37 protein-coding genes are annotated in these 25,304 nt (G+C 62.9%); 36 read left to right on the top strand and 1 reads right to left on the bottom strand.

From position 1 onward, the window contains the following. The first annotated feature begins 121 nt into the window (after positions 1-121). The 23 genes from rpsJ (at position 122) to OC446_RS15665 (ending at position 11,902) form a co-directional block, all read left to right on the top strand. A complete protein-coding gene (gene rpsJ / locus OC446_RS15775) occupies positions 122-430 on the top strand; it encodes a 30S ribosomal protein S10 (RefSeq protein WP_009764298.1) in 309 nt (102 codons plus the stop codon). Between the two features lie 47 nt (positions 431-477). Continuing rightward, the gene (gene rplC, locus OC446_RS15770) at positions 478-1,206 is read left to right on the top strand and encodes a 50S ribosomal protein L3 (RefSeq protein WP_262029966.1); all 729 of its coding nucleotides are present in this window, start codon (positions 478-480) and stop codon (positions 1,204-1,206) included. Further along, positions 1,206-1,826: a 50S ribosomal protein L4 gene (gene rplD / locus OC446_RS15765; RefSeq protein ID WP_262029965.1), complete on the top strand. Its 621-nt coding sequence runs from the start codon at positions 1,206-1,208 to the stop codon at positions 1,824-1,826. Before rplC ends, rplD begins: the two co-directional genes overlap by 1 nt. Next, on the top strand, positions 1,823-2,119 hold the full coding sequence (locus OC446_RS15760) for a 50S ribosomal protein L23 (protein WP_009764301.1): 297 nt from the start codon (positions 1,823-1,825) through the stop codon (positions 2,117-2,119). Before rplD ends, OC446_RS15760 begins: the two co-directional genes overlap by 4 nt. A 20-nt stretch (positions 2,120-2,139) precedes the next feature. Then, positions 2,140-2,976: a 50S ribosomal protein L2 gene (gene rplB / locus OC446_RS15755; protein ID WP_262029964.1), complete on the top strand. Its 837-nt coding sequence runs from the start codon at positions 2,140-2,142 to the stop codon at positions 2,974-2,976. 15 nt (positions 2,977-2,991) lie between these two features. Continuing rightward, positions 2,992-3,270, top strand: a complete 279-nt coding sequence (rpsS, locus tag OC446_RS15750) for a 30S ribosomal protein S19 (protein WP_009764303.1) — start codon at positions 2,992-2,994, stop codon at positions 3,268-3,270. A 1-nt stretch (position 3,271) separates the two neighbouring features. Next, the gene (rplV, locus tag OC446_RS15745) at positions 3,272-3,652 is read left to right on the top strand and encodes a 50S ribosomal protein L22 (RefSeq protein ID WP_009764304.1); all 381 of its coding nucleotides are present in this window, start codon (positions 3,272-3,274) and stop codon (positions 3,650-3,652) included. 11 nt (positions 3,653-3,663) lie between these two features. Then, positions 3,664-4,368: a 30S ribosomal protein S3 gene (gene rpsC, locus OC446_RS15740; protein WP_009764305.1), complete on the top strand. Its 705-nt coding sequence runs from the start codon at positions 3,664-3,666 to the stop codon at positions 4,366-4,368. 24 nt (positions 4,369-4,392) lie between these two features. Then, the gene (gene rplP, locus OC446_RS15735; RefSeq protein WP_036352973.1) at positions 4,393-4,806 is read left to right on the top strand and encodes a 50S ribosomal protein L16; all 414 of its coding nucleotides are present in this window, start codon (positions 4,393-4,395) and stop codon (positions 4,804-4,806) included. A gap of 10 nt (positions 4,807-4,816) precedes the next feature. Beyond that, a complete protein-coding gene (rpmC, locus tag OC446_RS15730; protein WP_036358360.1) occupies positions 4,817-5,029 on the top strand; it encodes a 50S ribosomal protein L29 in 213 nt (70 codons plus the stop codon). Positions 5,030-5,041: 12 nt separating this feature from the next. Beyond that, positions 5,042-5,281: a 30S ribosomal protein S17 gene (gene rpsQ, locus OC446_RS15725; protein WP_262029963.1), complete on the top strand. Its 240-nt coding sequence runs from the start codon at positions 5,042-5,044 to the stop codon at positions 5,279-5,281. Between the two features lie 163 nt (positions 5,282-5,444). Beyond that, positions 5,445-5,813 carry a 50S ribosomal protein L14 gene (gene rplN, locus OC446_RS15720; protein WP_009764309.1) on the top strand — a complete coding sequence of 123 codons (369 nt, stop codon included), beginning with the start codon at positions 5,445-5,447 and terminating at the stop codon, positions 5,811-5,813. Further along, entirely contained in the window at positions 5,813-6,130 is a 318-nt protein-coding gene (gene rplX / locus OC446_RS15715) for a 50S ribosomal protein L24 (protein WP_009764310.1), read from the top strand. Before rplN ends, rplX begins: the two co-directional genes overlap by 1 nt. Continuing rightward, a complete protein-coding gene (gene rplE, locus OC446_RS15710) occupies positions 6,123-6,689 on the top strand; it encodes a 50S ribosomal protein L5 (RefSeq protein ID WP_262029962.1) in 567 nt (188 codons plus the stop codon). The genes rplX and rplE overlap by 8 nt, the downstream gene beginning before the upstream one ends. A gap of 39 nt (positions 6,690-6,728) precedes the next feature. Beyond that, complete coding sequence (gene rpsN / locus OC446_RS15705) at positions 6,729-7,034, top strand: 30S ribosomal protein S14 (RefSeq protein ID WP_036358373.1); 306 nt, start codon at positions 6,729-6,731, stop codon at positions 7,032-7,034. A 15-nt stretch (positions 7,035-7,049) separates the two neighbouring features. Continuing rightward, positions 7,050-7,445: a 30S ribosomal protein S8 gene (gene rpsH, locus OC446_RS15700; RefSeq protein ID WP_009764313.1), complete on the top strand. Its 396-nt coding sequence runs from the start codon at positions 7,050-7,052 to the stop codon at positions 7,443-7,445. Between the two features lie 36 nt (positions 7,446-7,481). Then, positions 7,482-8,015, top strand: coding sequence for a 50S ribosomal protein L6 (rplF, locus tag OC446_RS15695; RefSeq protein WP_262029961.1), 534 nt, complete (start codon positions 7,482-7,484; stop codon positions 8,013-8,015). Between the two features lie 12 nt (positions 8,016-8,027). Next, positions 8,028-8,390, top strand: a complete 363-nt coding sequence (gene rplR / locus OC446_RS15690; protein WP_009764315.1) for a 50S ribosomal protein L18 — start codon at positions 8,028-8,030, stop codon at positions 8,388-8,390. Between the two features lie 64 nt (positions 8,391-8,454). Next, complete coding sequence (gene rpsE, locus OC446_RS15685) at positions 8,455-9,024, top strand: 30S ribosomal protein S5 (RefSeq protein WP_036353003.1); 570 nt, start codon at positions 8,455-8,457, stop codon at positions 9,022-9,024. A gap of 14 nt (positions 9,025-9,038) precedes the next feature. After that, a complete protein-coding gene (gene rpmD, locus OC446_RS15680) occupies positions 9,039-9,245 on the top strand; it encodes a 50S ribosomal protein L30 (protein WP_262029960.1) in 207 nt (68 codons plus the stop codon). 10 nt (positions 9,246-9,255) lie between these two features. Further along, complete coding sequence (gene rplO, locus OC446_RS15675) at positions 9,256-9,729, top strand: 50S ribosomal protein L15 (protein ID WP_262029959.1); 474 nt, start codon at positions 9,256-9,258, stop codon at positions 9,727-9,729. Positions 9,730-9,834: 105 nt separating this feature from the next. Beyond that, positions 9,835-11,172, top strand: coding sequence for a preprotein translocase subunit SecY (gene secY / locus OC446_RS15670; RefSeq protein ID WP_262029958.1), 1,338 nt, complete (start codon positions 9,835-9,837; stop codon positions 11,170-11,172). Between the two features lie 148 nt (positions 11,173-11,320). Further along, complete coding sequence (locus OC446_RS15665; protein ID WP_262029957.1) at positions 11,321-11,902, top strand: adenylate kinase; 582 nt, start codon at positions 11,321-11,323, stop codon at positions 11,900-11,902. Positions 11,903-11,936: 34 nt separating this feature from the next. On the opposite strand, the gene OC446_RS15660 is transcribed toward OC446_RS15665, so the two are convergent. Then, positions 11,937-12,275 carry a DUF6968 family protein gene (locus OC446_RS15660; protein WP_262029956.1) on the bottom strand — a complete coding sequence of 113 codons (339 nt, stop codon included), beginning with the start codon at positions 12,273-12,275 and terminating at the stop codon, positions 11,937-11,939. 759 nt (positions 12,276-13,034) lie between these two features. On the opposite strand from OC446_RS15660, the gene rpsM reads away from it, so the two are divergent. From rpsM to ftsH, 13 genes are all read left to right on the top strand, one after another. Next, the gene (gene rpsM, locus OC446_RS15655; protein WP_239348360.1) at positions 13,035-13,403 is read left to right on the top strand and encodes a 30S ribosomal protein S13; all 369 of its coding nucleotides are present in this window, start codon (positions 13,035-13,037) and stop codon (positions 13,401-13,403) included. A gap of 78 nt (positions 13,404-13,481) precedes the next feature. Next, positions 13,482-13,871: a 30S ribosomal protein S11 gene (gene rpsK / locus OC446_RS15650; RefSeq protein WP_009764323.1), complete on the top strand. Its 390-nt coding sequence runs from the start codon at positions 13,482-13,484 to the stop codon at positions 13,869-13,871. Between the two features lie 89 nt (positions 13,872-13,960). After that, positions 13,961-14,983: a DNA-directed RNA polymerase subunit alpha gene (locus tag OC446_RS15645; protein ID WP_262029955.1), complete on the top strand. Its 1,023-nt coding sequence runs from the start codon at positions 13,961-13,963 to the stop codon at positions 14,981-14,983. Positions 14,984-15,107: 124 nt separating this feature from the next. After that, the gene (gene rplQ, locus OC446_RS15640) at positions 15,108-15,530 is read left to right on the top strand and encodes a 50S ribosomal protein L17 (protein WP_181052142.1); all 423 of its coding nucleotides are present in this window, start codon (positions 15,108-15,110) and stop codon (positions 15,528-15,530) included. A gap of 847 nt (positions 15,531-16,377) precedes the next feature. Then, positions 16,378-17,799, top strand: a complete 1,422-nt coding sequence (locus tag OC446_RS15635; protein ID WP_262029954.1) for a Do family serine endopeptidase — start codon at positions 16,378-16,380, stop codon at positions 17,797-17,799. An 87-nt stretch (positions 17,800-17,886) separates the two neighbouring features. Further along, complete coding sequence (locus tag OC446_RS15630; protein ID WP_262029953.1) at positions 17,887-18,333, top strand: hypothetical protein; 447 nt, start codon at positions 17,887-17,889, stop codon at positions 18,331-18,333. A gap of 20 nt (positions 18,334-18,353) precedes the next feature. Beyond that, positions 18,354-19,676 (top strand): replication-associated recombination protein A, encoded by a 1,323-nt coding sequence (locus OC446_RS15625; protein ID WP_262029952.1) that lies wholly within the window; start codon positions 18,354-18,356, stop codon positions 19,674-19,676. Positions 19,677-19,680: 4 nt separating this feature from the next. Next, entirely contained in the window at positions 19,681-20,067 is a 387-nt protein-coding gene (gene crcB, locus OC446_RS15620) for a fluoride efflux transporter CrcB (RefSeq protein ID WP_262029951.1), read from the top strand. 146 nt (positions 20,068-20,213) lie between these two features. Further along, complete coding sequence (locus tag OC446_RS15615; protein WP_262029950.1) at positions 20,214-21,524, top strand: RluA family pseudouridine synthase; 1,311 nt, start codon at positions 20,214-20,216, stop codon at positions 21,522-21,524. A 111-nt stretch (positions 21,525-21,635) separates the two neighbouring features. Continuing rightward, positions 21,636-22,097 carry a hypothetical protein gene (locus OC446_RS15610; protein WP_262029949.1) on the top strand — a complete coding sequence of 154 codons (462 nt, stop codon included), beginning with the start codon at positions 21,636-21,638 and terminating at the stop codon, positions 22,095-22,097. Between the two features lie 216 nt (positions 22,098-22,313). Further along, entirely contained in the window at positions 22,314-22,898 is a 585-nt protein-coding gene (locus OC446_RS15605) for a GNAT family N-acetyltransferase (RefSeq protein WP_262029948.1), read from the top strand. Next, complete coding sequence (locus tag OC446_RS15600) at positions 22,879-23,337, top strand: GNAT family N-acetyltransferase (protein ID WP_262029947.1); 459 nt, start codon at positions 22,879-22,881, stop codon at positions 23,335-23,337. The genes OC446_RS15605 and OC446_RS15600 overlap by 20 nt, the downstream gene beginning before the upstream one ends. A gap of 86 nt (positions 23,338-23,423) precedes the next feature. Next, positions 23,424-25,223 carry an ATP-dependent zinc metalloprotease FtsH gene (gene ftsH, locus OC446_RS15595; protein ID WP_262029946.1) on the top strand — a complete coding sequence of 600 codons (1,800 nt, stop codon included), beginning with the start codon at positions 23,424-23,426 and terminating at the stop codon, positions 25,221-25,223. Positions 25,224-25,304 lie beyond the last annotated feature (81 nt).

Raw genomic sequence — 25,304 nt, 5'->3', positions numbered from 1 at the left:
CGTGAAGGCGGCCGTACCGTCGGCGCCGGCGTCGTCGCTTCCGTGATGGATTAATTTGAGAGGATCAAAGGACAGCGGCCGGGTTTCGGCTCGGTCGCTTCCCTTGTTGAATGGATAAGCCATGAACGGTCAAAACATTCGTATTCGTCTTAAGGCGTTCGACCACAGGATCCTCGACGCTTCGACACGCGAAATCGTGTCGACCGCGAAGCGGACCGGCGCTCAGGTACGCGGGCCCATCCCGCTGCCGACGCGCATCGAGCGCTTTACGGTGCTTCGCTCGCCGCACATCGACAAGAAGTCGCGCGAGCAGTTCGAGATGCGCACTCACAAGCGTGTTCTCGATATCGTGGACCCCACCCCGCAGACGGTTGACGCTCTGATGAAGCTCGATCTCGCTGCTGGTGTGGACGTGGAAATCAAGCTCTGAGCCTTCGGGCTTTGAGCTTTCGGTAGACACGCCGAGAGGATACGCACATGCGCTCAGGCGTCATTGCACAGAAAGTCGGGATGACCCGCATCTTCACGGATGCAGGCGAGCATGTCCCGGTCACGGTTCTGAAGGTCGACAGCTGCCAGGTCGTCGCCCACCGGACCAAAGAGAAGAACGGCTACACCGCGCTGCAGGTCGGCGTCGGCAAAGCCAAGGTGAAGAATGTTTCGAAGGCCGAGCGCGGAAGTTTCGCCGTCGCCCAGGTCGAGCCGAAGCGCAAGCTCGCGGAATTCCGCGTCTCCGAGGATGCTGTCATCCCGGTGGGCGCCGAGATCACCGCTGATCACTTCATTGCCGGGCAGTTCGTGGATGTCACGGGCATCACGACCGGTAAGGGCTTCGCGGGCGGCATGAAGCGCTGGAACTTCGGCGGACTGCGCGCCACGCACGGCGTGTCGGTCTCCCACCGCTCGATCGGTTCGACCGGTGGCCGCCAGGATCCGGGCAAGACGTTCAAGAACAAGAAGATGCCGGGTCACCTGGGTGTCGAGCGCGTCACCACGCAGAACCTGCGTGTCGTGTCGACCGATGTCGAGCGCGGTCTGATCCTCGTCGAAGGCGCCGTTCCCGGTGTCGCCGGCGGCTGGATCTTCGTCCGCGATGCGGTGAAGCGCAAGCTGCCGAAGGAAGTGCCGATGCCCGGCGCATTCCGCTCGGCCAACGATGCTGCGCCGGCCGCCCAGGCTGAGCAGGCCCAAGAGGAGAACGCGTGATGAAGCTTGATATCACCACGCTCGAAGGCGCCAAAGCCGGTTCGGTCGACCTGAACGAGACCATCTTCGGTCTCGAGCCGCGCGCCGATCTTCTGGCCCGTTGCGTCCGCTGGCAGCTTGCAAAGCGCCAGGCCGGCACGCACGCCGTCAAGAACCGTTCGGCCATCGACCGGACGACGAAGAAGGTCTATAAGCAGAAGGGCACCGGCAGCGCCCGCCACGGCGCCGCGAGCGCTCCCCAGTTCCGGGGCGGCGGTCGTGCCTTCGGCCCGCAGGTCCGCAGCCATGCTCACGATCTGCCCAAGAAGGTTCGCGCTCTCGCCCTGAAGCACGCGCTCTCGTCCAAGGCCAAGGATTCTTCGCTCGTCGTGATCGACGACGTGAAGCTCTCCGAGCCCAAGACGAAGGCTCTCATCGAGCGCTTCGGCAAGCTCGGCCTCGGCAACGCCCTGATCATCGGCGGCGCTGAGATCGAGACGAACTTCCAGCGGGCTGCTCGCAACATCCCGAACATCGACGTCCTGCCGGTGCAGGGCATCAACGTCTATGACATCCTGCGTCGCGAGAAGCTCGTTCTCACGAAGTCGGCTGTCGATGCGCTGGAGGCGCGTTTCAAATGAGCCTGGACCCGCGCCATTACGATGTGATCGTAAGCCCGGTCATCACCGAGAAGGCCACGACCCTGTCCGAACAGAACAAGGTCGTCTTCAAGGTGCGTCCGGATGCGACGAAGCCGCAGATCAAGGAAGCGGTGGAGAAGCTGTTCGATGTCAAGGTGAAGAGCGTCAACACGCTCGTTACCAAGGGCAAGGTGAAGATGTTCCGCGGCACCCGCGGCCAGCGGTCGGACGTGAAGAAGGCGGTCGTAACCCTCGTTGAGGGCCAGACCATCGACGTCACGACGGGCCTCTGATCGGTTGAGAGAGTGATCCGATGGCTTTGAAAACATTCAAACCGATCACCCCCGGCCTGCGCCAGCTGGTGATCGTCGACCGCAGCGAGCTCTACAAGGGCAAGCCGGTCAAGAAGCTGACGGAGGGCAAGAGCTCCTCCGGCGGCCGTAACAACCTGGGTCGAGTGACCGCGCGCTTCCGCGGTGGTGGTCACAAGCGCACCCTGCGCCTGGTCGACTTCAAGCGTCGCGCCCGTCTGGGCGATGCGGCGACTGTGGAGCGGATCGAGTATGATCCGAACCGCACCGCCTTCATCGCGCTGATCCGCTACGCCGACGGCGAGCAGTCCTACATCCTGGCCCCGCAGCGTCTTGCTGTCGGCGATCAGGTGTCGGCTGGCGAGCAGGTCGACATTAAGCCGGGCAACGCGATGCCGATCGGCAACATGCCGGTGGGAACGATCATCCACAACGTCGAGCTGAAGATCGGCAAGGGCGGCGCTCTCGCCCGTTCCGCCGGCACCTATGCTCAGATCGTGGGTCGTGACCAGGGCTACGTGACGGTCCGCCTGAACTCCGGTGAGCAGCGCCTGGTCCATGGCCTCTGCTTCGCCAGCGTCGGCGCGGTGTCGAACCCGGACCACATGAACACCTCGATCGGTAAGGCTGGTCGTAACCGCTGGCTCGGCAAGCGTCCGCACAACCGCGGCGTCGCCATGAACCCGATCGACCACCCGCACGGTGGTGGTGAGGGCCGTACCTCCGGTGGTCGTCATCCGGTGTCCCCGTGGGGCGTACCGACCAAGGGCAAGAAAACCCGTTCGAACAAGCGGACCGACAAGTTCATCGTGTCGAGCCGTCACGCTCGGAAGAAGTAAGGATAGAGGCACGTCATGGCACGTTCGCTTTGGAAGGGCCCGTTCGTCGACGGCTACCTCCTCAAGAAGGCCGAGGCTGCCCGTTCCTCGGGCCGCAACGAGGTTATCAAGATCTGGAGCCGCCGCTCCACGATCCTCCCGCAGTTCGTGGGCCTCACCTTTGGGGTCTACAACGGTCAGAAGCACATTCCCGTCTCCGTGAACGAGGAAATGGTGGGTCACAAGTTCGGCGAGTTCTCGCCGACCCGCACTTTCCACGGCCACGCGGCGGACAAGAAGGCGAAGAGGAAGTAAGATGGGTAAGGCCGCGACTCCTCGCGCACTGAGCGACACCGAGGCTCAAGCCGTCGCTCGCATGCTGCGCGTCAGCCCCCAGAAGCTCAACCTTGTTGCGGCCCTCATCCGCGGCAAGAAGGTTTCTGCGGCTCTCGCCGATCTCGAGTTCTCCCGCAAGCGCATCGCGCGTGACGTGAAGAAGTGCCTCGAGAGCGCCATTGCCAACGCCGAGAACAACCACAACCTCGATGTGGACGATCTCGTCGTCAGCCAGGCCTATGTCGGCAAGGCGCTCGTCATGAAGCGCTTCCACGCTCGGGCCCGTGGCCGGGGTGCTCGTATCATGAAGCCGTTCTCGAACCTCACGATCGTGGTTCGGGAAGTTGCCGAACAGGCATAAAGGAGAACCAGATGGGTCAGAAAATCAACCCGATCGGTCTTCGGCTCGGCATCAACCGGACCTGGGACTCGCGCTGGTTCGCCGGCAAGGGCGAGTACGCCAAGCTGATGCATGAGGACATGGCGATCCGCGAAGCTCTCATGAAGCAGCTGAAGCAGGCCGCCGTCTCGAAGATCGTGATCGAACGCCCGCACAAGAAGTGCCGGGTCACCATCCACTCGGGTCGTCCGGGCGTGGTGATCGGCAAGAAGGGCGCCGACATCGAGAAGCTGCGCAAGCTCGTTTCGAAGATGACGGACGCCGATGTGGCGATCAACATCGTCGAAGTCCGCAAGCCGGAAGTCGACGCGACGCTGGTGGCCGATTCGATCGCTCAGCAGCTCGAGCGCCGTGTCGCTTTCCGCCGCGCCATGAAGCGCGCCGTTCAGTCGGCGATGCGTCTGGGCGCCGAGGGCATCCGTATCAACTGCTCGGGCCGTCTGGGTGGCGCTGAAATCGCCCGCCTGGAATGGTACCGCGAGGGCCGCGTTCCGCTGCACACCCTGCGTGCGGATGTGGATTACGGAACGTCCACGGCCTTCACGACCTATGGCACCTGCGGCATCAAGGTCTGGATCTTCAAGGGCGAAATCCTCGAGCACGATCCGATGGCCCAGGACAAGCGGATGAACGACGAAGGAGGCCGCTCCGGTGGCCGCCGCGAGCAAGCGGCGTAACCGAGAGGTCAGGAGAGGTTTGCCATGTTGCAACCGAAGAAAACCAAGTTCCGTAAGCAGTTCAAGGGCCGTATTTCCGGCACTGCGAAGGGCGGTACGGACCTCAACTTCGGCCAGTTCGGCCTGAAGGCGATGGAACCCGAGCGCGTCAACGCTCGTCAGATCGAAGCGGCTCGCCGCGCCATCACCCGCGCCATGAAGCGCGCGGGTCGGGTGTGGATCCGCATTTTCCCGGACGTGCCGGTGTCGTCGAAGCCGACCGAAGTGCGTATGGGTAAGGGTAAGGGCGCTCCCGAATTCTGGGCAGCCAAGGTAAAGCCTGGCCGTATCATGTTCGAGATCGACGGCGTGCCGGAGGATATCGCCCGTGAGGCGCTCCGTCTCGGCGCTGCCAAGCTTCCGATCAAGACGCGCTTCATCCAGCGCATTGCCGAGTAAGGAGGGGATCATGAAATCTAAGCAGAGAGCCTCCGACCTCAACGCGATGTCGAAGGACCAGCTGTCGGACGAGCTGCTGAACCTGAAGAAGGAGCAGTTCAACCTCCGCTTCCAGCGTGCTACGGGTCAGCTCGAAAACACCGGACGCGTCCGTGAGGTCCGCCGGGACATCGCCCGCGTCAAGACGCTGCAGCGCCAGAAGGCCGCTGCGGCTAAGGCTTAAGAGGAAATCAAGATGCCGAAGCGCGTTTTGCAGGGCGTCGTTGTCAGCGATAAGCAGGACAAGACGGTCGTCGTGAAGGTGGAACGTCGTTTCACGCACCCGGTTCTGAAGAAGACCGTGCGTAAGACGAAGAACTACCACGCCCACGACGAGAACAACACTGCCAAGGTGGGCGACACGGTCTCGATCGAAGAGACCAAGCCGTTCTCCAAACTCAAGACCTGGGTGCTCGTCAACGAAGCGAAGGCCTAAGGCCTTTCGTTTTGGGGTTGCCGAATGGGGGCGGTTCGTGTATACGGCCGCCTCTCTCGACATTTGAAGGGCAGGGGACGTCAGATCCCCGTCAGGCGTAGTCCGGGGGGCAATCCTGCCTTGTCCCGGAAACCTGTCTGAAACAAAGGAAAGGATCAAAGCCATGATCCAGATGCAGACGAATCTTGACGTCGCCGACAATTCCGGCGCGCGTCGCGTGATGTGCATCAAGGTTCTCGGCGGTTCGAAGCGTAAGTACGCTTCCGTGGGCGATATCATCGTCGTATCCGTGAAAGAAGCTATCCCGCGCGGCCGCGTGAAGAAGGGCGACGTCATGAAGGCGGTCGTCGTGCGCACCGCCAAGGACATCCGTCGCGCCGACGGTTCGGTCATCCGTTTCGACCGCAATGCCGCCGTTCTGATCAACAATCAGAAGGAACCGGTGGGCACTCGTATCTTCGGCCCCGTTCCGCGTGAACTGCGTGCCAAGAACCACATGAAAATCATTTCGCTTGCGCCGGAGGTGCTCTAATGGCCGCGAAGATCAAGAAGGGCGACAAGGTCGTTGTCCTGACCGGTCGCGACAAGGGCAAGACCGGTGAAGTCGTGCAGGTGCTCCCGAAGGAAGAGCGCGCGGTCGTCCGTGGCGTGAACCTTGTGAAGCGCCACCAGCGCCAGACGGCAAATGCCGAGGGCGGCATCATCTCGAAAGAGGCTGCCATCCACCTGTCGAACCTGGCCTACGCGGACCCGAAGGACGGCAAGCCGACCCGGGTTGGTTTCAAAGTTCTCGAAGACGGCCGCAAGGTTCGTTTCGCCAAGCGTTCGGGAGACCTGATCGATGGCTAAGGCTCAGGTGGACGGCTACACGCCGCGGCTGAAGAAGCACTACGAGGAAGTGGTGCGTCCGAAGCTCATTGAAGAATTCGGCTACAAGAACCCCATGGAAGTGCCGACGATCGAGAAGATCGTCCTCAACATGGGCGTTGGCGAATCGACCGCCGACTCGAAGAAAGCTTCGGTCGCGGCTGGCGATCTCGCTCTCATCGCCGGCCAGAAGCCGGTGATTACGAAGGCCCGCAAGGCTATCTCGCAGTTCAAGGTCCGCGAGGGCATGCCGATCGGTGCCAAGGTTACGCTGCGCAAGGCTCGCATGTACGAGTTCCTTGACCGTCTCGTGACCGTCGCTCTTCCCCGCGTTCGTGACTTCCGGGGTCTCAACCCCAAGTCGTTCGACGGCCGCGGCAACTACGCAATGGGTATCAAGGAGCACCTGGTGTTCCCTGAGATCAATTACGACAGGGTCGAGCAGGTTTGGGGCATGGACGTCGTCATCACCACCACGGCGAAGACCGACGAAGAAGCCCGCGCCCTGCTGCGTCACTTCAACTTCCCGTTCCGGCAGTGAGGATAGCTGTCCTCAAACGCGGACACTGGAGATAAAAGCATGGCTAAGAAAAGCGCTATTGAGAAGAACAAGCATCGTCGGGAGCTGGTGAAGAAGTTCGCCGGCCGCCGCGAGCGCCTCCTGGCGGTCGCCAACGACGAGTCGAAGTCCATGGAGGAGCGCTTCGAGGCGCGCCTCAAGCTCGCCGAGCTGCCGCGCAATGCGAGCAAGACCCGTATCCGCAACCGTTGCGAGATCACGGGGCGCCCGCGCGCCTATTATCGCAAGCTCGGCATGTCGCGTATCGCTCTGCGCGAACTGGGCAACAAGGGCCTGATTCCGGGCCTCGTGAAGTCCAGCTGGTAAGGGGGAGGGCATTATATGATCAACGATCCGTTGGGCGATATGCTCACCCGTATCCGTAACGCGCAGATGCGCCGTCGCGGATCCGTTTCCACCCCCGGCTCGAAGCTTCGCGCCCGTGTCCTCGAAGTTCTGAAGAGCGAGGGCTACATCCGCGATTACTCGCAGACCGAGTTCGGCAACGGCCGGACCGAGTTCTCGATCGAGCTGAAGTACTATGACGGTCAGCCGGTGATCCGCTCCATCGAGCGCGTCTCCAAGCCCGGCCGCCGCGTGTATGCTTCCGTCGACACCATGCCTCGCGTGGCTGACGGCCTCGGCATCACCATCCTCTCGACGCCCCAGGGCGTGATGGCCGATCACGAGGCCCGTGAGAGGAACGTGGGCGGCGAAGTGCTCTGCAAGGTCTTCTAAGGCCAGGCACCCGCACAGAACCACGGAGATTCGAAAATGTCCCGAGTAGGCAAGAAGCCCGTTGCGGTTCCGTCAGGTGTGACGGCGACCGTCGACGGTCAGATGGTTAAGGTGAAGGGCTCGAAGGGCGAACTTTCGTTCCTCGTTCCCGAAGAAGTGACGGTTGCTCTTGAGAGCGGGTCGGTGTCGGTGAACCCGCGCGACGACTCCAAGACGGCCCGTGCGAAGTGGGGTATGTCCCGCGCCCAGGTGGCGAACCTGGTCGAGGGCGTGTCCAAGGGCTTCGAGAAGCGCCTCGAGATCAACGGCGTCGGCTACAAGGCCGCCGTTGCCGGCAAGGTGCTGAAGCTGTCGCTGGGCTACAGCCACGATATCGACTACGCGATCCCGGCTGGCGTCACGATTACGACGCCCAAGCCCACGGAGATCATCGTGGCCGGCATCGACAAGCAGGTCGTCGGTCAGACCGCCGCCGAGATCCGCGAATACCGCGGTCCGGAGCCCTATAAGGGCAAGGGCGTCAAGTACTCCGACGAGTTCATCTTCCGCAAGGAAGGCAAGAAGAAGTAAGGACGACGTATCATGGCTGAGAAGAAAGGCGCTGAAGATCGCCGCAAGGCTCGTGTGCGCCGTGCGATCAAGAAGGCAGCGAATGGCCGTCCGCGTTTGTCGGTCTTCCGTTCGTCCAAGCAGATCTACGCCCAGGTCATCGATGACGTGCGCGGCCATACGGTCGCCTCGGCTTCGACCCTCGAGGCTGACCTGAAGGGCAAGCTCAAGACCGGCGCCACCGTCGATGCGGCGAAGGAAGTGGGCAAGCTCGTTGCGGAGCGCGCGGTTCAGGCCGGCGTGAAGCAGGTCATCTTCGACCGCTCGGGCTACCTCTATCACGGCCGCGTCAAGGCTCTCGCCGACGCTGCCCGTGAAGGCGGTCTGGATTTCTAACGGCGGGTGTAATCCAAGCAACCCTTAGCGAGCGGGCCCGCCGCCCGCGCAAGTGAGAGGTCTCATGGCTAGAGAACCAAGAGAACGTGCTGATCGCGAAGAGCGCGACAGCGAATTCGTGGACCGCCTGGTCCACATCAACCGTGTCGCCAAGGTGGTGAAGGGTGGACGTCGTTTCGGCTTCGCTGCTCTCGTCGTCGTCGGCGACCAGAAGGGCCGCGTCGGCTTCGGCCACGGCAAGGCCCGTGAAGTGCCGGAAGCCATCCGCAAGGCCACGGACGCTGCCAAGCGCTCCATGATCCGCGTTGCCCTCCGCGAGGGCCGCACGCTTCACCACGACGTGAACGGCCGCCATGGCGCCGGCAAGGTCGTGTTGCGTGCCGCTCCCCAGGGTACCGGCATCATCGCTGGCGGCCCGATGCGCGCCGTCTTCGAAGTGGTCGGCATGCAGGACGTGGTCGCCAAGTCGCTCGGCTCGTCGAACCCGTACAACCTCGTCCGCGCCACCTTTGACGCGCTCAAGAACGAGGACAGCCCGCGTTCGGTCGCTGCTCGCCGTGGCCTGAAGGTCTCGACGCTGCAGGCTCGCCGCCGCGATGCGGATGCCAGCGAAGCCGCTGGCGCTGAAGCGTAAGGGAGGCTTTGACGATGGCAAAGAATCCTGCTTCCGCTGGGAAGACCGTCACCGTTGAGCAGATCGGTTCGCCGATCCGCCGCGAAGCCAAGCAGCGCCAGACGCTGGTCGGCCTCAAGCTCAACAAGCTTCACCGTACCTCGACCTTGGAAGACACGCCGGCAGTTCGCGGCATGATCGAAAAGGTCAAGCACCTCGTGCGCGTTGTCGACGGGCAGTGAGGAGAGCGTCATGAAACTCAACGAAATTCGTGACAACGAAGGTTCTACCAAGAACCGCATGCGTGTCGGCCGTGGTATCGGCTCCGGCAAGGGCAAGACCGGTGGACGCGGCGTGAAGGGACAGAAGTCCCGTACCGGCGTGTCGATCAAGGGCTTCGAAGGCGGTCAGATGCCTCTGCACCGTCGTCTGCCGAAGCGCGGCTTCAACAAGCCGAACGCGATCGAGCTGAACGAGGTCAATGTCGGCCGCATCCAGCAGGCCATCGAGGCCGGCAAGCTCGACACTGCTGCTGCCGTGACCGTCGAGTCGCTGGTTGCCGCCGGTGTGGTCTCCAAGCCGCGCGACGGCGTGAAGATCCTCGGCGTCGGCGAACTCAAGGCGAAGCTGTCCTTCCAGGTCCACGGCGCGTCCAAGTCGGCCGTCGAAGCGATCGAGAAGGCTGGTGGCTCGGTCACCCTCCTGGGTGCCGTTGCGCAGGCGTGAGCCAGCGCCCACATTGACTAAGATCCAAGCGGCGGCCCGCGTCTGATCGCGTGGCCGCCGTTTGCGTGATGACCGTCACGTATCAGGGAATTCGGGGACACCACTATGGCCTCAGCAGCCGAGCAACTTGCGGCAAACATCAATTTCGGCGCCATTGCCAAGGCCGATGAGCTGAAGAAGCGCATCTGGTTCACCTTGGGCGCTCTCATCATCTACCGTCTCGGCACCTATATCCCGCTGCCCGGCATCGATCCGGAGGCGCTGCGGCAGAGCTTCCAGAATGCCAGCGGGGGCGTGCTCGGCCTGTTCAACATGTTCTCGGGCGGCGCCGTTGAGCGCATGGCGATCTTCGCCTTGAACATCATGCCGTACATCTCGGCGTCGATCATCGTCCAGCTTCTCACTTCCGTCCTGCCCTCGCTCGAGGCGCTGAAGAAGGAAGGGGAGGCGGGCCGCAAGATCCTCAACCAGTACACCCGCTATCTAACGGTATTCTTGGCTGTGTTCCAGTCCTGGGGCATTGCCGTCGGGCTTCAGAGCTCGGGGACCATCGTGCAGTCGCCCGGACCTTTCTTCCTGATCTCGACCGTGATCACGCTGACCGGCGGAACCATGTTCCTCATGTGGCTCGGCGAGCAGATCACCTCGCGCGGCATCGGCAACGGCACCTCGCTGATCATCTTCGCCGGCATCGTGGCGAACCTGCCGAACGCCATCGCGGGAACACTCGAGCTCGGCCGCCAGGGCGCGATCTCGACGGGCCTGATCCTCGGCGTCATCGTAATGGCGGTCGCGATTATCTACTTCGTCGTGTTCATGGAGCGCGCGCAGCGCCGTCTGCTGATCAATTATCCGAAGCGCCAGGTCGGCAACCGGATCTACGAGGGCCAGACGTCGTTCCTGCCGCTCAAGCTGAACACCTCGGGCGTGATCCCGCCGATCTTCGCCTCGTCGCTGCTCCTGCTGCCGGCCACCATCGGCAGCTTCCAGAGCAACGCGGACGGGACCGGCATCATCTCCATGCTGACAGCCTATCTGGGGCATGGACGGCCCGCCTACATGTTCCTGTATGCGGCGCTGATCGTGTTCTTCGCCTTCTTCTACACGGCCATCGTGTTCAATCCGACCGAGACGGCTGATAACCTGAAGAAGCAGGGCGGGTTCATCCCGGGCATCCGTCCGGGCGAGCGCACAGCTGATTTCATCGATCAGGTCCTGACCCGCATCACCGTGCTGGGCGCAGCCTATCTGGTGATCATCTGCCTGATTCCCGAACTGCTCGTGTCCTATGCGGCCCTGCCATTCTACTTTGGCGGCACTTCGCTTCTGATCGTGGTGTCTGTTACCATGGACACGGTTGCCCAGGTGCACGGCCACCTTCTGGCGCACCAGTACGAGGGCCTCGTCAAGAAGGCGAAGCTCAAGGGTGCCCGCAGGCGATAAGGCAATCTCCGGCGAATCGGGGGGCCGGTTCGCCGTCAATTTGAACTGTTGGCTGGCAAGGGGAGCTGGTCTCCACCGGGAGAGCGGCTCCGGATCTTGACGATCTCGCCCGAGGGCGGGGACACTCGACGGAGTGAGGGGGGCGTCGATGAGGATGATTCTGCTGGGGCCGCCGGGGGCCGGAAAAGGCACTCAGGCTGTGCGTCTGGTCGAGAGGCTGGGAATTCCGCAGCTGTCGACGGGCGACATGCTCCGCGCAGCCGTGGCGGCCGGCACGCCGGTGGGCCTCAAGGCGAAGGCCGTGATGGACCGGGGCGACCTGGTGTCCGATGACATCGTGGTCGGCATCATCGCCGACCGGATCGAGGAGGCCGACGCCAGGAATGGCTTCATCCTCGACGGCTTCCCGCGGACCGTGGCCCAGGCTGAGGCCTTCGACGCGATGCTGGCCGAGAAGGGCCTGCGGCTCGATTCCGTCATCGAGTTCAAGGTCAACGAGGCCGAGCTCGTCGATCGAATCGTCAAGCGGGCCAAGGAAACGGAAGCCCGTGGAGAGCCGGTCCGCAAGGACGACAACCCTGAGGTCTTCAAGACCCGCCTCGAAGCCTACCGGAACCAGACGGCCCCGCTTTCGACCTATTACGAGAGCAAGGGCGTGCTGAAGACCGTTGACGGCATGAAGCCCATCGACGACGTGACCGAGGCAATCAAGGGAATTCTTGGACGGTGAGGCTAAGCCTCACCGTTCTCGGCCAATTCTGCGGTTATCCTTCAAAGCGCTTGTCCTCACCGACAAGCAAATCCCGTGCATTCTTTGGAACAGGAAAACCATATCCGCTGCCGGGCTTCTCGAAGTAGAGACGGCCAGTTTTATGGTAGTCGCTGAAATAGATATCTGTCCCGATTTTCTGAAGCGTCAGAATAATAGCCTGAAATTGGTCCACTCCGTATCCCGCAGACGAGTACGTGCCATCAGGCCACTCGATGGTGTATTGGCATGACCACTGCTTGTTGCTGCCTTCTGGGGAGAAGAGGCGGACCGGGACTTTAGTGACTGTGCCGTCACCTCCGGCAATCTCAAGATGACGTTCTGCGATAAGCATGGCCTTCACTCAATATTTAAGCGGTGGAATTGGGTGGCCTTTCTCACAAGCCACTTTTCGGACCATGGCCTGAGCATAGCACTTTCTTATGCTGACCATATTGCAATGAAATATGTCACGTTCGAACTGCTCCTCGCATTGCGCGAGCCTTTTACGAGACGCAATGCTAAGGCGGCCGGGGCGGGGCGCGTCATCTTCACGGTCGGTTCGAAACGCAACGTCCCGGTAAGTAGCTGAACTTCCTCCGCCTGAACCTCCGCCACCAGTCCATTGACCTCCTCCAGATGAGCCCGCAGGGATCTGAGGCTGGCTTGGGTCGTTGCGGTGCTCAAGAAGGTGCCTTAATCACATATCGAGCGCTCGCTCTCGAAGGGAGATGAGGCGACATCTCAGCGAGAGCAGACTGGTTTTGGCGTGAGTCGAACGATTCATAAAGAACAGCCTCAATTTACCCCTCAAGCTTGGCATTAGATGGGTCTGCATTCAAGAACAAATAGAGAACATAATGTTCTTTTAGTATTCCTGTGAGACATGTGGTAGTCGTCCTGTCCTATCAGTATCGGTTTCTTAATGGGGTGTTGACGTAGCGCCCAAAAGCGGCTATGTGCCTCCACTTGCGAAAGATGAGCTCGGCTCGGAGGGCTTCGGGAGAAGTCACTCGGGTCGTTTTGTTTTGCATAAGCCCGCGCAGGGGCCGGCCTCCACCGGACGCGCGATAACCAAAACCCGAAGCATTTGCTTCTGACATGGAGACGGACGATGGCCCGTATAGCTGGCGTCAACATTCCGACCGCCAAGCGCGTTGTGATCGCGCTTCAGTACATCCACGGCATTGGGGCCAAGAAGGCCCAGGAGATCATCGAGAAGGTCAACATCCCGGCTGAGCGCCGCGTGAACCAGCTGACCGACGCCGAGGTTCTGGCCATCCGCGAGACGATCGACCGCGACTATATCGTCGAAGGCGACCTGCGCCGCGAAGTGTCCATGAACATCAAGCGCCTGATGGATCTTGCTGCCTATCGTGGCCTGCGCCACCGCCGCTCCCTTCCGACCCGCGGCCAGCGCACCCACACGAACGCCCGCACCCGCAAGGGCAAGGCGAAGCCGATCGCCGGCAAGAAGAAGTAATTTTGATCGGCCGCCCCGGGTGGGCGGCCCTTTCTCCCGAGCGCCTGGAACGACGGGCGCGCTTGAAGGATCTTTGGAATGGCTAAAGAAGCTACCCGCGTCCGCCGTCGCGAACGCAAGAACATCGTTTCCGGCGTGGCGCATGTGAACGCCTCGTTCAACAACACCATGATCACCATCACGGACGCCCAGGGCAACACGATTTCCTGGTCCTCCGCCGGTGCCATGGGTTTCAAGGGCTCGCGTAAGTCGACCCCGTACGCTGCCCAGATCGCGGCTGAAGATGCAGCGCGTAAGGCTGCCGAGCACGGCATGCGGACCCTCGAGGTCGAGGTGTCGGGTCCCGGCTCCGGCCGTGAGTCCGCCCTGCGCGCCCTGCAGTCGGCCGGCTTCACCGTCACGTCGATCCGTGACGTCACGCCGATCCCGCACAATGGCTGCCGCCCGCGCAAGCGTCGCCGCGTCTAAGGTTATCCGGCGCGTGGGTCCAAAACCCACGCGCGTTCCGGTTTAAAGGGCTGGCCGAAAGCCTCCCTTCAAGCCGTACCTCATGAGGTGTGGTTGTGATCCAAAAGAACTGGCAAGAGCTGATTAAGCCGAACAAGCTCGAAGTCGCCCCCGGCGACGACCCGAAGCGCATCGCGACGGTCGTGGCCGAGCCGCTCGAGCGTGGCTTCGGCACGACGCTCGGCAACTCGCTGCGCCGGGTCCTCCTGTCGTCGCTCCAGGGCGCGGCTGTGACGGCGATCCATATCGACGGCGTGCTGCACGAGTTCTCGTCCATCCCGGGCGTCCGCGAGGACGTGACCGACATCGTCCTCAACGTGAAGACGATCGCCATCAAGATGCAGGGCGAGGGCGCAAAGCGCATGACGCTCCGCAAGACCGGCCCTGGCGCCGTGACGGCTGGCGACATCAATACGGTCGGTGACGTGCAGATCCTGAACCCTGAGCTTGTGCTCTGCACCCTCGACGAGGGCGCCGAGATCCGCATGGAGTTCACGGTCGACATGGGCAAGGGCTACGTTCCTGCCGAGCGCAACCGCACCGAGGACGCCCCGATCGGCCTCATCCCGGTCGACTCGCTCTACAGCCCGGTCAAGAAGGTCTCCTATCGCATCGAGAACACCCGCGAGGGCCAGATTCTCGACTACGACAAGCTGATCATGACGGTCGAGACCAACGGCGCCGTGACGCCTGAGGATGCCGTGGCCTATGCCGCCCGCATCCTGCAGGACCAGCTCCAGGTCTTCGTCAACTTCGAAGAGCCGCGCAAGGAAGAGGCTGCCGCTGCCGCACCGCAGCTGCCCTTCAACCCGGCGCTCCTCAAGAAGGTGGACGAGCTGGAACTGTCGGTTCGTTCGGCCAACTGCCTGAAGAACGACAACATCGTCTATATCGGTGACCTCATCCAGAAGTCCGAGGCGGAAATGCTCCGCACCCCGAACTTCGGCCGCAAGTCGCTCAATGAGATCAAGGAAGTTCTCGCCGGCATGGGCCTGCACCTCGGCATGGACGTGCCGGGCTGGCCGCCGGAGAACATCGAAGACCTCGCGAAGCGCTTCGAAGAGCATTACTGAGTGTTTTGAAGCCGCCTTTCACTGAGAAGGCGGCTTCACATCTGCCCCTCGCCCTCAAGGGCGGGGATCATAAGAGAGACGGCCGTACCTTGGCACGGCGGCCGTAAGATCAAGGAGAAAGCCAATGCGTCACGGATTCCGTGGTCGTCGCTTCAACCGCACGACCGAACACCGCAAGGCCATGTTCGCCAATATGGCGGCTGCGCTGATCAAGCACGAGCAGATCGTCACGACCCTGCCGAAGGCGAAGGACCTGCGTCCGGTCGTCGAGAAGCTGATCACGCTCGGCAAGCGCGGTGACCTGCACGCCCGCCGTCTCGCCATGTCGAAGCTCCGCGACGAGGCGATGGTCAAGAAGCTGTTCGACGTTCTGGGCAAGCGCTATCAGGACCGCAACGGTGGCTACACCCGCGTCCTGAAGGCCGGCTTCCGCTACGGCGACAATGCCCCTCTGGCCGTGATCGAGTTCGTGGACCGCGACGTGGATGCGCGCGGCCAGGATTCGGGCCCGACCCAGAAGGAAGAGCTGGTCGAAGCCGCCGAGTAAGATCTCGGTCTAAAGGATTTCATCAAGGGCGGTCTTCGGGCCGCCCTTTTTGTTATCCAGCGTTCGTCGGGCAGCCACTCGCGAGTGTCAGGATAAGGGCTGCGATATGTATTCACCAGCAAACGGGTGGCCTTAAAAAGGAGCGAGAGAAAAGCGGTTTTGCATCAGGATAAGAGTTAAAGATGGCAATGTGCTCCTCGCGTAGTCCACTCTACAGGCGGCATAGATATACGCTGGCTTACAAGCTCTCAGTGTTGATTCTGTCACGGGACGAAAAGAATGCCGAAAAAATTATGAGGTAGGACATCATCATAGCAACTGCTACAGCTTTAATGTGATCTTTGAATATGATTAGTCCCGCGGTGAATGCAAAGGCCAGGCATAAAAACGCAACCGAAGTTAGGAGAAACTTTGACCGAGAGGAAAGTGGGCGGGATGTAGTAGAAACTCCCCTTACCAACTGAGGCGAATATACAATTAGAGCAATGCCAGAAATGATATTGATAATGCATCCCGCGTACGAAAAATGATCTTCTTCGAATGCGTTGAGGGTGAAGCCGAACACGAAGAAAGCGTACGCCAAGATTCCTAGACGAGCCATTTTGTCACTAACTCCGCAAAACAACACCCACCAGCGCGCTTAGAATTGTGAATTTGGCAACTCACCATCGTGCTGGTTTTCCTACGTTGTCCAAAAGGCGACGAAAGGGAATTTTTTTGTATTTTTATAACGTTAGAGTGCTTCGTTGAACGTGTCTGCATCTCCTGATCTTCTCTGGATTGCCCGGCGCGCGCATGTCATTTAGCGCCGTAGAATCTCGATTTTCTCGGGCGTAAAGCCGCCTTCATGGACACATCCGATATGATTCCCTCGTTCCGTTATCCACTCTTCTCGCTCTTCTCAGCGCTGCTGTTCGTAGCACCCGCCGCAGCCCAGACGCAGCGCGTCGTTCCTGAGAGCAAGGCGCAGATCCAGCTGTCCTTCGCGCCGGTCGTACGCCAGACGTCCGGATCTGTGGTCAACGTCTATGCCAGCCGCTCGGAGCGCCGGCAGAACGGCGCGATGGAGGAATATTTCCGCCGCTTCTTCGGGGACAATGCACCGGGCGTTCCCCGGGGGCGGTCGCAGAGCTCCCTCGGGTCCGGCGTTATCGTCGATTCGTCGGGCCTCGTGATCACGAACAACCACGTGATCGAGAACATGAACGAGGTGAAGGTCGCACTGGCCGACCGGCGGGAATTCGCGGCCGACATCCTGCTGCGGGACCAGCGCACCGACATTGCGGTGCTGAAGCTCAAGGACGCGACGAACCTGCAGGCGATCGAACTCGGCGATTCCGAGGCCCTGCAGGTCGGCGACATCGTGCTCGCCATCGGCAATCCCTTCGGCGTCGGCCAGACTGTGACCCAGGGCATCGTGTCGGCGCTCGCCCGCACCCAGGTCGGCATCTCCGACTACCAGTTCTTCATTCAGACCGACGCCGCCATCAATCCCGGCAATTCGGGCGGTGCCCTCATCGACATGAACGGCCGTGTGGTCGGCATCAACACGGCGATCTATTCCCGGTCGGGGGGCAGCATCGGTATCGGCTTCGCCGTTCCCGCCAGCATGGTCAAGGTGGTGCTGAACTCCGCCAAGGGGGGCGCCAAGAGCGTCGTCCGGCCGTGGCTGGGCGCGCGACTGCAGCCCGTGGACGGCGATATCGCGAACGGGCTTGGCCTTGAACGTCCGACGGGCGTCCTCGTCACCGCCGTCTACGACAAGGGACCGGCCGCAGAGGCCGGCCTCAAGCGGGGCGATGCGATCCTGATGGTGGACGGCCAGCCGGTCGATAATCCGGATTCCTTCGGCTACCGCTTCACCCTCAAGGGAACGCAGGGCGCGGCGCCTCTCACGGTGCTTCGCGGCGGCAAGCAGACGATTCTCCAGGTCAAGCTGACACCCCCGCCGGAGAATCCCGCGCGCGAGCCGTTGCGCGGCAAGACCCGGACGCCTTTCGCCGGTGCGACGTTGGTCAATATGTCGCCAGCCGTCGCCGACGAGCTGCAGGTCGAGGTCGCCGATGACGGCGTGGTCGTGGCCGATCTGGAGGATCGCAGCGTCGCCGCCAGCGTGGGCTTCGAGAAGGGCGACCAGATCGTGGCCATCAACGGCGAGCGCCTGGCCTCCACCAAGGACGCGGACCGGCTGATCAACCGCAACGGCGGCTATTGGGAGATCACCGTCAGCCGGGGCGGGCGGGTCTTTACGACGGTGCTCGGGCGCTAAACTAGAGTATGGATTGATCCCAAAAGTGGACTCACTTTTGGGTCCGATGCTGTAGCCTCGCAATGAATGTGAAATGGGGGCTCGCGGATGAAAGAAGGAGTGGAGTTCATTCTGCGGCCTACCCTTTGGAAATGGGCAGGAGTTTTAATTCTTTGTCTTGCCGGTAGCATTGTCGGCGTTCTTATGGTGCAGGACGGCAGGGGTATCGGCTGGTTCGTCGGAGGCTCCTTTTTTGTTGGTGCTATTGTAGCTTTGGCTTCTCTATGCCCAGACGTATCACTTCTAAAATTAGATCAAGAGACCTTTACGATCAGGACCCTAGGGCGCAACAAGCAATATTCGTGGATCGAAGTGGGGCCGTTCGAGACAAAACAGATCAGCCTGGTGGGAACGTCCGTGGTATTTGAAATCGTCCACGAAGGACACAAAACCTGGGCCATGCTATCCGATAGCTATCGAATGAAACCTGAGAAGCTTGCTGGACTCATGAATACATGGCGTGAGCGCGCCATAGTCCGCTTGGGTGTTGGATAGGTTGAGAGAGCGGATATTGAATGACCGACCTGTTTTCATCCGCCGGCCTCGATCAATCCGCGCCCCGTCCGCTGGCGGACAGGATGCGGCCGACAAAGCTGTCCGAGGTGGTCGGGCAGGACCACCTCGTCGGGACCGACGGGATCCTGACCCGACTCATCGCGTCCAAGACCCTGGGCTCCCTCATCTTCTGGGGGCCGCCCGGCACCGGCAAGACCACGGTGGCGCGTCTGCTTGCCCATGAGACGGATCTTCACTTCGAGCAGATCTCGGCGATCTTCTCCGGTGTGGCGGATCTGAAAAAAGTTTTCGAGGCCGCCCGGCACCGGCGGTCCATGGGCAAGGGCACGCTGCTCTTCGTCGACGAGATCCACCGCTTCAACCGCGCCCAGCTCGACGCTTTCCTGCCCGTCATGGAAGACGGCACCATCACGCTGGTCGGCGCCACCACGGAGAACCCGTCCTTCGAGCTGAACGCCGCGCTTCTGTCCCGTGCCCGGGTGCTGCTCTTCAAATCCCTCGACGAGGCGGCCATCGAGCAGATCCTGGCGCGGGCCGAGGAGGTGACGGGAAAGAGCCTGCCGCTCGACGGGGAGGCGAGGGAGTCCCTCGTGCGCATGGCGGACGGAGACGGGCGCGCCTCCCTGACGCTCGCCGAGGAGGTCTGGCGCTCGGCGAAGCCCGGAGAAGTCTTCGACGCGGAGCAGTTGCAGGAGATCATCCAGCGCCGCGCGCCGATCTACGACAAGGGCCAGGAGGGGCATTACAACCTCATCTCCGCCCTGCATAAAACCGTCCGTGGCTCCGATCCGGACGCGGCGCTCTATTACCTGACCCGCATGCTCGACGCGGGCGAGGACAGGCTCTTCATCGCCCGCCGACTGGTGCGCATGGCCGTGGAGGATATCGGGCTGGCCGATCCCCAGGCGCTCGTCGTCGCCAACGCGGCCAAGGATGCGTTCGATTTCCTGGGCTCGCCCGAGGGCGAACTGGCCCTGGCCCAGGCCACGGTCTATCTCGCCACTGCGCCGAAATCGAACGCCCTCTACACGGCCTACAAGGCCGCCACCCGGGTGGCGAAGGAGCACGGCTCCCTCATGCCACCCAAGACTATCCTGAACGCCCCGACCAAGCTCATGAAGCAGATCGGCTACGGCGACAGCTACCGCTACGACCACGACGAGCCGGACGCCTTCTCAGGCCAGGATTACTGGCCCGACAAGCTAGGGCGGCAGGACTTCTACGACCCGGTGGATCGTGGCTTCGAGCGGGAGATCAGGAAGCGGCTGGACTGGTGGGAAAGGCTGCGCCGGGAGCGGCGGCGCGAGGGCGGCGAGGAGTAGTCGCATGAAATCCTACCTCCTCGTCTTCCTCGGCGCCGGGATCGGCGGCGCTCTCCGGCATGGGGTCAATCTCGGTTGCGCGCGCCTGTGTGGAACGGCCTTTCCCTGGGGAACGCTGACGGTGAACGTCGTCGGCTCATTCCTCATGGGAGCCATCGCCGGATGGCTCGCCTTCAAGGCGGGAGAGGGGTGGAGCCAGCCCCTGCGGCTCTTCCTCACCACCGGGATCCTCGGCGGTTTCACGACCTTCTCGGCCTTCTCCCTCGACGCGGTCCTGATCTGGGAACGCGGGCAGGGCGGCGTCGCGGCGACCTATGTGGCTGGGTCGGTCCTTCTCTCGATCGCGTCGCTGGTCGCCGGTCTGGGCCTTGCCCGGACGCTCGCGGCATGACGCATCGAACGTGAACCCGGGCTTGCGTCCGATGCTTCGACTTTCGAGGCCGGCGCGTCGTTCCACGCGGAACCGGTGTCCACTTTCGCCTTTGACGCTCCAAACCTCGATTGCCGCCCCGGCGGCGCTCTGATACCCACAGTTCCATGAGAAAAAGCGGTTCAGGACAGAATAACGGTCGTGGCGGGCGCTCCGGGGCCCGGCAGGACTTTCGCTCGCGTGAGGACAGGCCGGCGCGCAAGACGTCGTCGTCCCGGTCTGCCGCGTCCAAGTCTTCGGCAGCGAAGTCTTCGGCGCAGCCGGGTGGGGTGAAATCGGCCGCAGGAAAGCCGCGTGCAGCGACATCGGCCCTGCGCGAGAAGCCGGCTGCTGTGCGGCAGAAGCAGGCACGACCCGCAGCCGCCGAGGCTCCGCGCGGGCCGACCCGGGCCCAGGCCCGGGCTGAGGCCCAGGAGGTCCTTGCGACGGGCGTGCAGACCCTCGTGGTCGAGCCCGACGAGGCCGATATGCGCGTCGACCGTTTCCTGGTGGCCCGCTTCCCGCAGCTCGCCTTCACGCATATCCAGCGCATTGTCCGCAAAGGGGAGCTGCGGATCGACGGCAAACGCGCACAGCCGAACGACCGGCTCCTGGCCGGACAGAAGGTGCGCGTGCCGCCGTTGAAGCTCGACCAGCCGCGCCCGGTCTCCCGCAATGCGGCCAAGGACCAGGACGACCGCGACTTCCTGAAGTCGATCACGCTCTACGAGGACAAGGACGTCCTCATCATCAACAAGCCGATGGGGCTCGCCGTCCAGGGTGGATCCGGCACCAAGCGGCATGTGGATGGGCTACTCGAGGCGCTCAAGGACGACGAGGGGCAGAAGCCGCGCCTCGTGCACCGCCTCGACAAGGACACCGCCGGCTGCCTCGTGATCGCCAAGACGCGCTTCGCCGCGTCGACTATGGCCAAGTCGTTCCGAGCCCGCACCACGCGCAAGATCTATTGGGCGCTCGTCGCCGGCGTGCCGCGCGTCCGGCAGGGCCGGGTCTCGACCTATCTCGCCAAGGAAGGTGACGAGGGTGATTCCCGCATGCGCGTCGCCAAGCACGGGGACGAGGGCGCGAGCCACGCCCTGACCTACTACGCGGTGGTCGACACGGCGGCGCAGAAGCTCGCCTGGCTGTCGCTGAAGCCCGTTACCGGGCGCACGCATCAGCTGCGCGCCCACGCGGCCCATATCGGCCATCCCATCGTGGGCGACCCGAAATATTTCGACATCGAGAACTGGGAGCTGCCCGGCGGCATCCAGAACAAGCTGCATCTGCTCGCGCGCCGCATCGTCATCGCCCATCCGAGGACCGGTAAGCCCATCGACGTCACCGCGCCGCTGCCGCCGCACATGCAGCAGAGCTTCAACCTCCTGGGTCTCGATACGAGCCGCTACGACCCCATCGTCGAGGCGCCTGAAGAGTAGCCTTCGTCCCTCCCTCGATCCTCCTCCCGGTCGCACTTTCGCCGCGCATGAAGCGCAGCATCGGGCGTCTCAATCAGCCTTACGGCTGTCTTGAGTCAGAGGAGGAGATCGATGGAACACAAGCCTCTTGATCAGCTCCGTAGCGTCGCCGATGTCCAGCCGAGACCCCTGTCCCGCGAGGAACGGCTCCAGCGTTGGATCAGCCTGCTCGAACGGGACCCGGCGCGCCGCCTGCACTCCCTCGGCGAGATCGAATACAAGCCGCCGGCCGAGCGCGCCCTGGTCCGCGAGGACGACTCGCCGCTCACCATCGCCTATGACGATCCGATCCTGCGTGCGGACGGTCTGGCGAGTGACCGGCTCGGCGATGCCATGCGATATTTCGGGCTGTCCGACGGTCAGGCGCATTACGTGCTGTGCTCCTGCCTGAGCGGACATTCGATGGACGCCTCGACCTGCGCCCAGAGGCTCCGGAACGCGACGGGCAACGTCTCCTGGCAATCCGCCCTCGGCGCCTGGGTCCTGGCGGGTCTGGCGGTGGCCTTGCCGGGTCTCGTCTACCTGCTGAGCTGAGACGAGCCCGGGAGCGACGCTTACTCGCGGCAGGGATGACACCCTTCGCCGTCATGGTCGAGCCTGTGCCGACCAGCCCTAGGCTGTGACTCGCCGCGCTTTTCGCATCGAGATCACCGGCACGAGGTCGGTGATGACGTTGAGGCCTACTGCCTTAGCCGTTGCGGGCCGTTCGTGAATCGGTGACAAAGCGGCAGACCGCAAAGGCAAGTCGTCATGCTGCACATCGAGCCCGTCACCCTCTCCACGGACCGTCTGACCCTGCGCCCCCTGAGCCTGGCCGATGTGCCGGCTCTGGGTGTGGCCGCCAGCGATGGGGAGCTTTGGGAGAAGAAGACCACGACGGTGCCCCGGCCCGAGGATTTCGAGGCCTATGTGCGGAAGGCACTTGATCTCCAGGCGGCGGGCCTCGCCCTTCCTTTCGCCACGGTGGTCAACGACGGCAACCGGGTCGTCGGCTCGACGCGCTACATGAACATCGATGCCGCCAACCACCGGGTCGAGATCGGCACCACCTGGATCGCCCGGTCATGGCAGCGGACCTTCGTCAACACCCATGCCAAGTTCCTCATGCTCCGGCACGCCTTCGAGAGCCTGGACTGCCTCGCTGTCGAGATCCGCACCCATGCCCGCAACGACCAGTCCCGCGCCGCCATCGAGCGCCTGGGCGCCAAGCTCGACGGCATCCTGCGCCGGCACATGATCATGCCCGACGGCCATGTCCGCGACACGGCGGTCTACAGCATCCTCCGGGAGGAGTGGCCGGCCGTGAAGGCGGGGCTTGAGCGGCGGCTCGGGTGAGGGCCCGTCTCCTGGTTCGGGCAGTGCCCTGGTCAAACCCTCGCAGGTCGTCACCGGCCTCGTGCCGGTGATCTCGATCGGAGGAGCGCGGCGCTTCACAGCAGCGGAACGGCGGTCGCCGGATCACGTTGGTTTTCGACAGGTTCTGCAATGCGGGTTGAAGATGGACAGCATGGTTCGCGACAATGCCGAGCGTCATCGCTTCGAGCTGGAACGGGACGGGTATATCGCCTTCGCCGATTATGACCGGCGCGGATCCGATCTCGTGATCCGACATGTCGAAGCGGCCGTTCCCCTGCGCGGCACGGGAGCGGCCGGCGAGCTGATGCGCGGCGTCGCTGAGATCGCCCGCTCGGAGGGCCGGACCATCACGCCCCTGTGCGGCTATGCACGGACCTGGCTCCGTCGCCACAGGGAATACGGCGACCTTCTCGCCTGACGCGCCCCCTCCGTTCGGTGGGTGTGCCTATTCGCCGTACTGCGGACTGCGTCAAAATCGACTAAACAGCGGCACCTCCAAAAAACATGACATCGCGCTATGGGGGCGCCGCCGTGACCAACGTTCTCGAAAAAGCCAGACAGGTTCTGGGCAAGAAAAGCGTGGCTGTTTCAGCCGCCATCCTCATCCTGATCGTGGCGGCCGCTGTGTTTATCGGCCCCCGCCTGCTGGCCGAACCCGCTGCCGAAATCACCTATTCCGATTTCACACGCGACCTGGCAAACAAGAGGGTTCAGAAGGTTCTGATCGAGAGCGGCGGGCTTTCCGTCACGATGACGGATCGGGACGTTTTCGTGCGCATGCCCAACGGTCTGGTGAGCGCCGACTACATCGAGCGGATCACGGCGGCCGGCGCCGAAGTGGATTTCAAGAAGCCCGGCTTCGACGCCGCCCATGTGGCGAGCATCCTGGTGCCGCTCGTGCTCGTCGCGGCGGTCCTGGCCATGCTGGCGATCCAGACCGATTTCAAGCCGACCTCCCGCTGGCCCCGCGTGATCCGCAGCCTCCCGAACCGGTTCGACGATGTCGCCGGGCAGGACGAGGCCAAGGCCGAATTACAGGAGGTCATCGCGTTTCTGCGCGATTCCGAGGCCTTCACCAAGGTGGGAGCCCGGATTCCCCGCGGCCTCCTGATGGTCGGACCACCCGGAACGGGCAAGACCCTGATCGCCAAGGCGCTGGCCGGGGAGGCCGGGGTCTCCTTCATGGCCGTGTCCGGCAGCGACTTCTCCGCGCCCCTGATCGGCATCGCCAAAGGCCGCGTGTCCAAGCTCTTCGAGCAGGCGCGCAAGAAGGCACCCTGCCTGATCTTCATCGACGAGATCGACGCCATCGGCCGCAAGCGCGGGGGTGGTGGATCGGCCGCCGACCGGGAATTCGAGGCGACCCTGAACCAGCTCCTCGTCGAGATGGACGGGTTCAACACCACCGCCGGGGTGATCGTCATCGGCGCGACGAACCGCGTCGACGTGCTCGATCCGGCGCTCCTGCGCCCCGGCCGCTTCGACCGCCAGGTCCATATCGGCCTGCCCGACATCTCCGGCCGCGAGGCGATCCTCAACGTTCATGCCCGCAACGTGAAGCTTGCGGAGGGCGTCAGCCTCGCATCCATCGCCAAGGGCACGCCCGGCTTCTCCGGCGCCGATCTCGGCAACCTCCTGAACGAGGCCGCGATCTTCGCGGCCCGCGAGGGCGTCGAGGCGGTCACGCGCGACCACCTGGAAGCCGCCCGCAACAAGATCATCATGGGGCTCGAGCGGCGTACCCTCGTCATCTCCGACGAGGAGCGTAGGCTGGTAGCCGTCCACGAGGCGGGCCACGCTCTTTGCGCCTGCCTGCTGCCGGCCTCCGATAAGGTTCACAGCGCTACGATCATCCCGCATGGCCAGGCGCTCGGCCTCGTGATGCGGCTGCCCGAGCATGACCGGTTCTGCATCCCGGTGGAGAAGCTCGAGGCCGACTTGATCGTCGCCATGGGCGGTCGCGCGGCCGAGGAGGTCGTGTTCGGGGCCAAGAAGGTCACGACGGGCGCCGCCAGCGACATCGCCCATGCGACCAACATCGTGACCAAGATGGTCACGGAATGGGGCATGAGCCCGGCCATCGGCATGGTCCGGGTCGCCCGCTCCGGCGAAAGTCTCCCGCGCGAGGTCGAGCAGGAAATCCGCCGCATCATCGACGAGATGTACGCGGCCGCCAAAACCTGCATCGAGGACAACCGGGACGCGCTCGACGCCCTGACCGAGGCGCTGCTGGAGCACGAAACCATCGAGGGCGATGAGGTCCGCGCCATCGTCGCGCAGCGGGAGACGAGGCTCGCGGCCTAAGGCATCGAACGCAGGACCGGCTTCCGCTTTTGCATGAACAGAGGCGCCAAGCCGACAAATGGACGTATCGGACGTGAGTTC

Origin of the sequence: Microvirga sp. Mcv34 (assembly GCF_024519725.1) — a bacterium.
GTDB lineage: Bacteria > Pseudomonadota > Alphaproteobacteria > Rhizobiales > Beijerinckiaceae > Microvirga.
The sequence above is the reverse complement of the archived record's forward strand: the minus strand, read 5'-3'. Positions and strand labels throughout refer to the sequence as shown.

Bases quoted from the DNA above. Each gene is read 5' to 3' on its own strand.
- rpsJ (WP_009764298.1), top strand. From the start codon at position 122: ATGAACGGTCAAAACATTCGTATTCGTCTTAAGGCGTTCGACCACAGG.
- rplC (WP_262029966.1), top strand. From the start codon at position 478: ATGCGCTCAGGCGTCATTGCACAGAAAGTCGGGATGACCCGCATCTTC.
- rplD (WP_262029965.1), top strand. From the start codon at position 1,206: ATGAAGCTTGATATCACCACGCTCGAAGGCGCCAAAGCCGGTTCGGTC.
- OC446_RS15760 (WP_009764301.1), top strand. From the start codon at position 1,823: ATGAGCCTGGACCCGCGCCATTACGATGTGATCGTAAGCCCGGTCATC.
- rplB (WP_262029964.1), top strand. From the start codon at position 2,140: ATGGCTTTGAAAACATTCAAACCGATCACCCCCGGCCTGCGCCAGCTG.
- rpsS (WP_009764303.1), top strand. From the start codon at position 2,992: ATGGCACGTTCGCTTTGGAAGGGCCCGTTCGTCGACGGCTACCTCCTC.
- rplV (WP_009764304.1), top strand. From the start codon at position 3,272: ATGGGTAAGGCCGCGACTCCTCGCGCACTGAGCGACACCGAGGCTCAA.
- rpsC (WP_009764305.1), top strand. From the start codon at position 3,664: ATGGGTCAGAAAATCAACCCGATCGGTCTTCGGCTCGGCATCAACCGG.
- rplP (WP_036352973.1), top strand. From the start codon at position 4,393: ATGTTGCAACCGAAGAAAACCAAGTTCCGTAAGCAGTTCAAGGGCCGT.
- rpmC (WP_036358360.1), top strand. From the start codon at position 4,817: ATGAAATCTAAGCAGAGAGCCTCCGACCTCAACGCGATGTCGAAGGAC.
- rpsQ (WP_262029963.1), top strand. From the start codon at position 5,042: ATGCCGAAGCGCGTTTTGCAGGGCGTCGTTGTCAGCGATAAGCAGGAC.
- rplN (WP_009764309.1), top strand. From the start codon at position 5,445: ATGATCCAGATGCAGACGAATCTTGACGTCGCCGACAATTCCGGCGCG.
- rplX (WP_009764310.1), top strand. From the start codon at position 5,813: ATGGCCGCGAAGATCAAGAAGGGCGACAAGGTCGTTGTCCTGACCGGT.
- rplE (WP_262029962.1), top strand. From the start codon at position 6,123: ATGGCTAAGGCTCAGGTGGACGGCTACACGCCGCGGCTGAAGAAGCAC.
- rpsN (WP_036358373.1), top strand. From the start codon at position 6,729: ATGGCTAAGAAAAGCGCTATTGAGAAGAACAAGCATCGTCGGGAGCTG.
- rpsH (WP_009764313.1), top strand. From the start codon at position 7,050: ATGATCAACGATCCGTTGGGCGATATGCTCACCCGTATCCGTAACGCG.
- rplF (WP_262029961.1), top strand. From the start codon at position 7,482: ATGTCCCGAGTAGGCAAGAAGCCCGTTGCGGTTCCGTCAGGTGTGACG.
- rplR (WP_009764315.1), top strand. From the start codon at position 8,028: ATGGCTGAGAAGAAAGGCGCTGAAGATCGCCGCAAGGCTCGTGTGCGC.
- rpsE (WP_036353003.1), top strand. From the start codon at position 8,455: ATGGCTAGAGAACCAAGAGAACGTGCTGATCGCGAAGAGCGCGACAGC.
- rpmD (WP_262029960.1), top strand. From the start codon at position 9,039: ATGGCAAAGAATCCTGCTTCCGCTGGGAAGACCGTCACCGTTGAGCAG.
- rplO (WP_262029959.1), top strand. From the start codon at position 9,256: ATGAAACTCAACGAAATTCGTGACAACGAAGGTTCTACCAAGAACCGC.
- secY (WP_262029958.1), top strand. From the start codon at position 9,835: ATGGCCTCAGCAGCCGAGCAACTTGCGGCAAACATCAATTTCGGCGCC.
- OC446_RS15665 (WP_262029957.1), top strand. From the start codon at position 11,321: ATGAGGATGATTCTGCTGGGGCCGCCGGGGGCCGGAAAAGGCACTCAG.
- OC446_RS15660 (WP_262029956.1), bottom strand. From the start codon at position 12,275: ATGCTTATCGCAGAACGTCATCTTGAGATTGCCGGAGGTGACGGCACA.
- rpsM (WP_239348360.1), top strand. From the start codon at position 13,035: ATGGCCCGTATAGCTGGCGTCAACATTCCGACCGCCAAGCGCGTTGTG.
- rpsK (WP_009764323.1), top strand. From the start codon at position 13,482: ATGGCTAAAGAAGCTACCCGCGTCCGCCGTCGCGAACGCAAGAACATC.
- rplQ (WP_181052142.1), top strand. From the start codon at position 15,108: ATGCGTCACGGATTCCGTGGTCGTCGCTTCAACCGCACGACCGAACAC.
- OC446_RS15635 (WP_262029954.1), top strand. From the start codon at position 16,378: ATGGACACATCCGATATGATTCCCTCGTTCCGTTATCCACTCTTCTCG.
- OC446_RS15630 (WP_262029953.1), top strand. From the start codon at position 17,887: ATGAAAGAAGGAGTGGAGTTCATTCTGCGGCCTACCCTTTGGAAATGG.
- OC446_RS15625 (WP_262029952.1), top strand. From the start codon at position 18,354: ATGACCGACCTGTTTTCATCCGCCGGCCTCGATCAATCCGCGCCCCGT.
- crcB (WP_262029951.1), top strand. From the start codon at position 19,681: ATGAAATCCTACCTCCTCGTCTTCCTCGGCGCCGGGATCGGCGGCGCT.
- OC446_RS15615 (WP_262029950.1), top strand. From the start codon at position 20,214: ATGAGAAAAAGCGGTTCAGGACAGAATAACGGTCGTGGCGGGCGCTCC.
- OC446_RS15610 (WP_262029949.1), top strand. From the start codon at position 21,636: ATGGAACACAAGCCTCTTGATCAGCTCCGTAGCGTCGCCGATGTCCAG.
- OC446_RS15605 (WP_262029948.1), top strand. From the start codon at position 22,314: ATGCTGCACATCGAGCCCGTCACCCTCTCCACGGACCGTCTGACCCTG.
- ftsH (WP_262029946.1), top strand. From the start codon at position 23,424: ATGACATCGCGCTATGGGGGCGCCGCCGTGACCAACGTTCTCGAAAAA.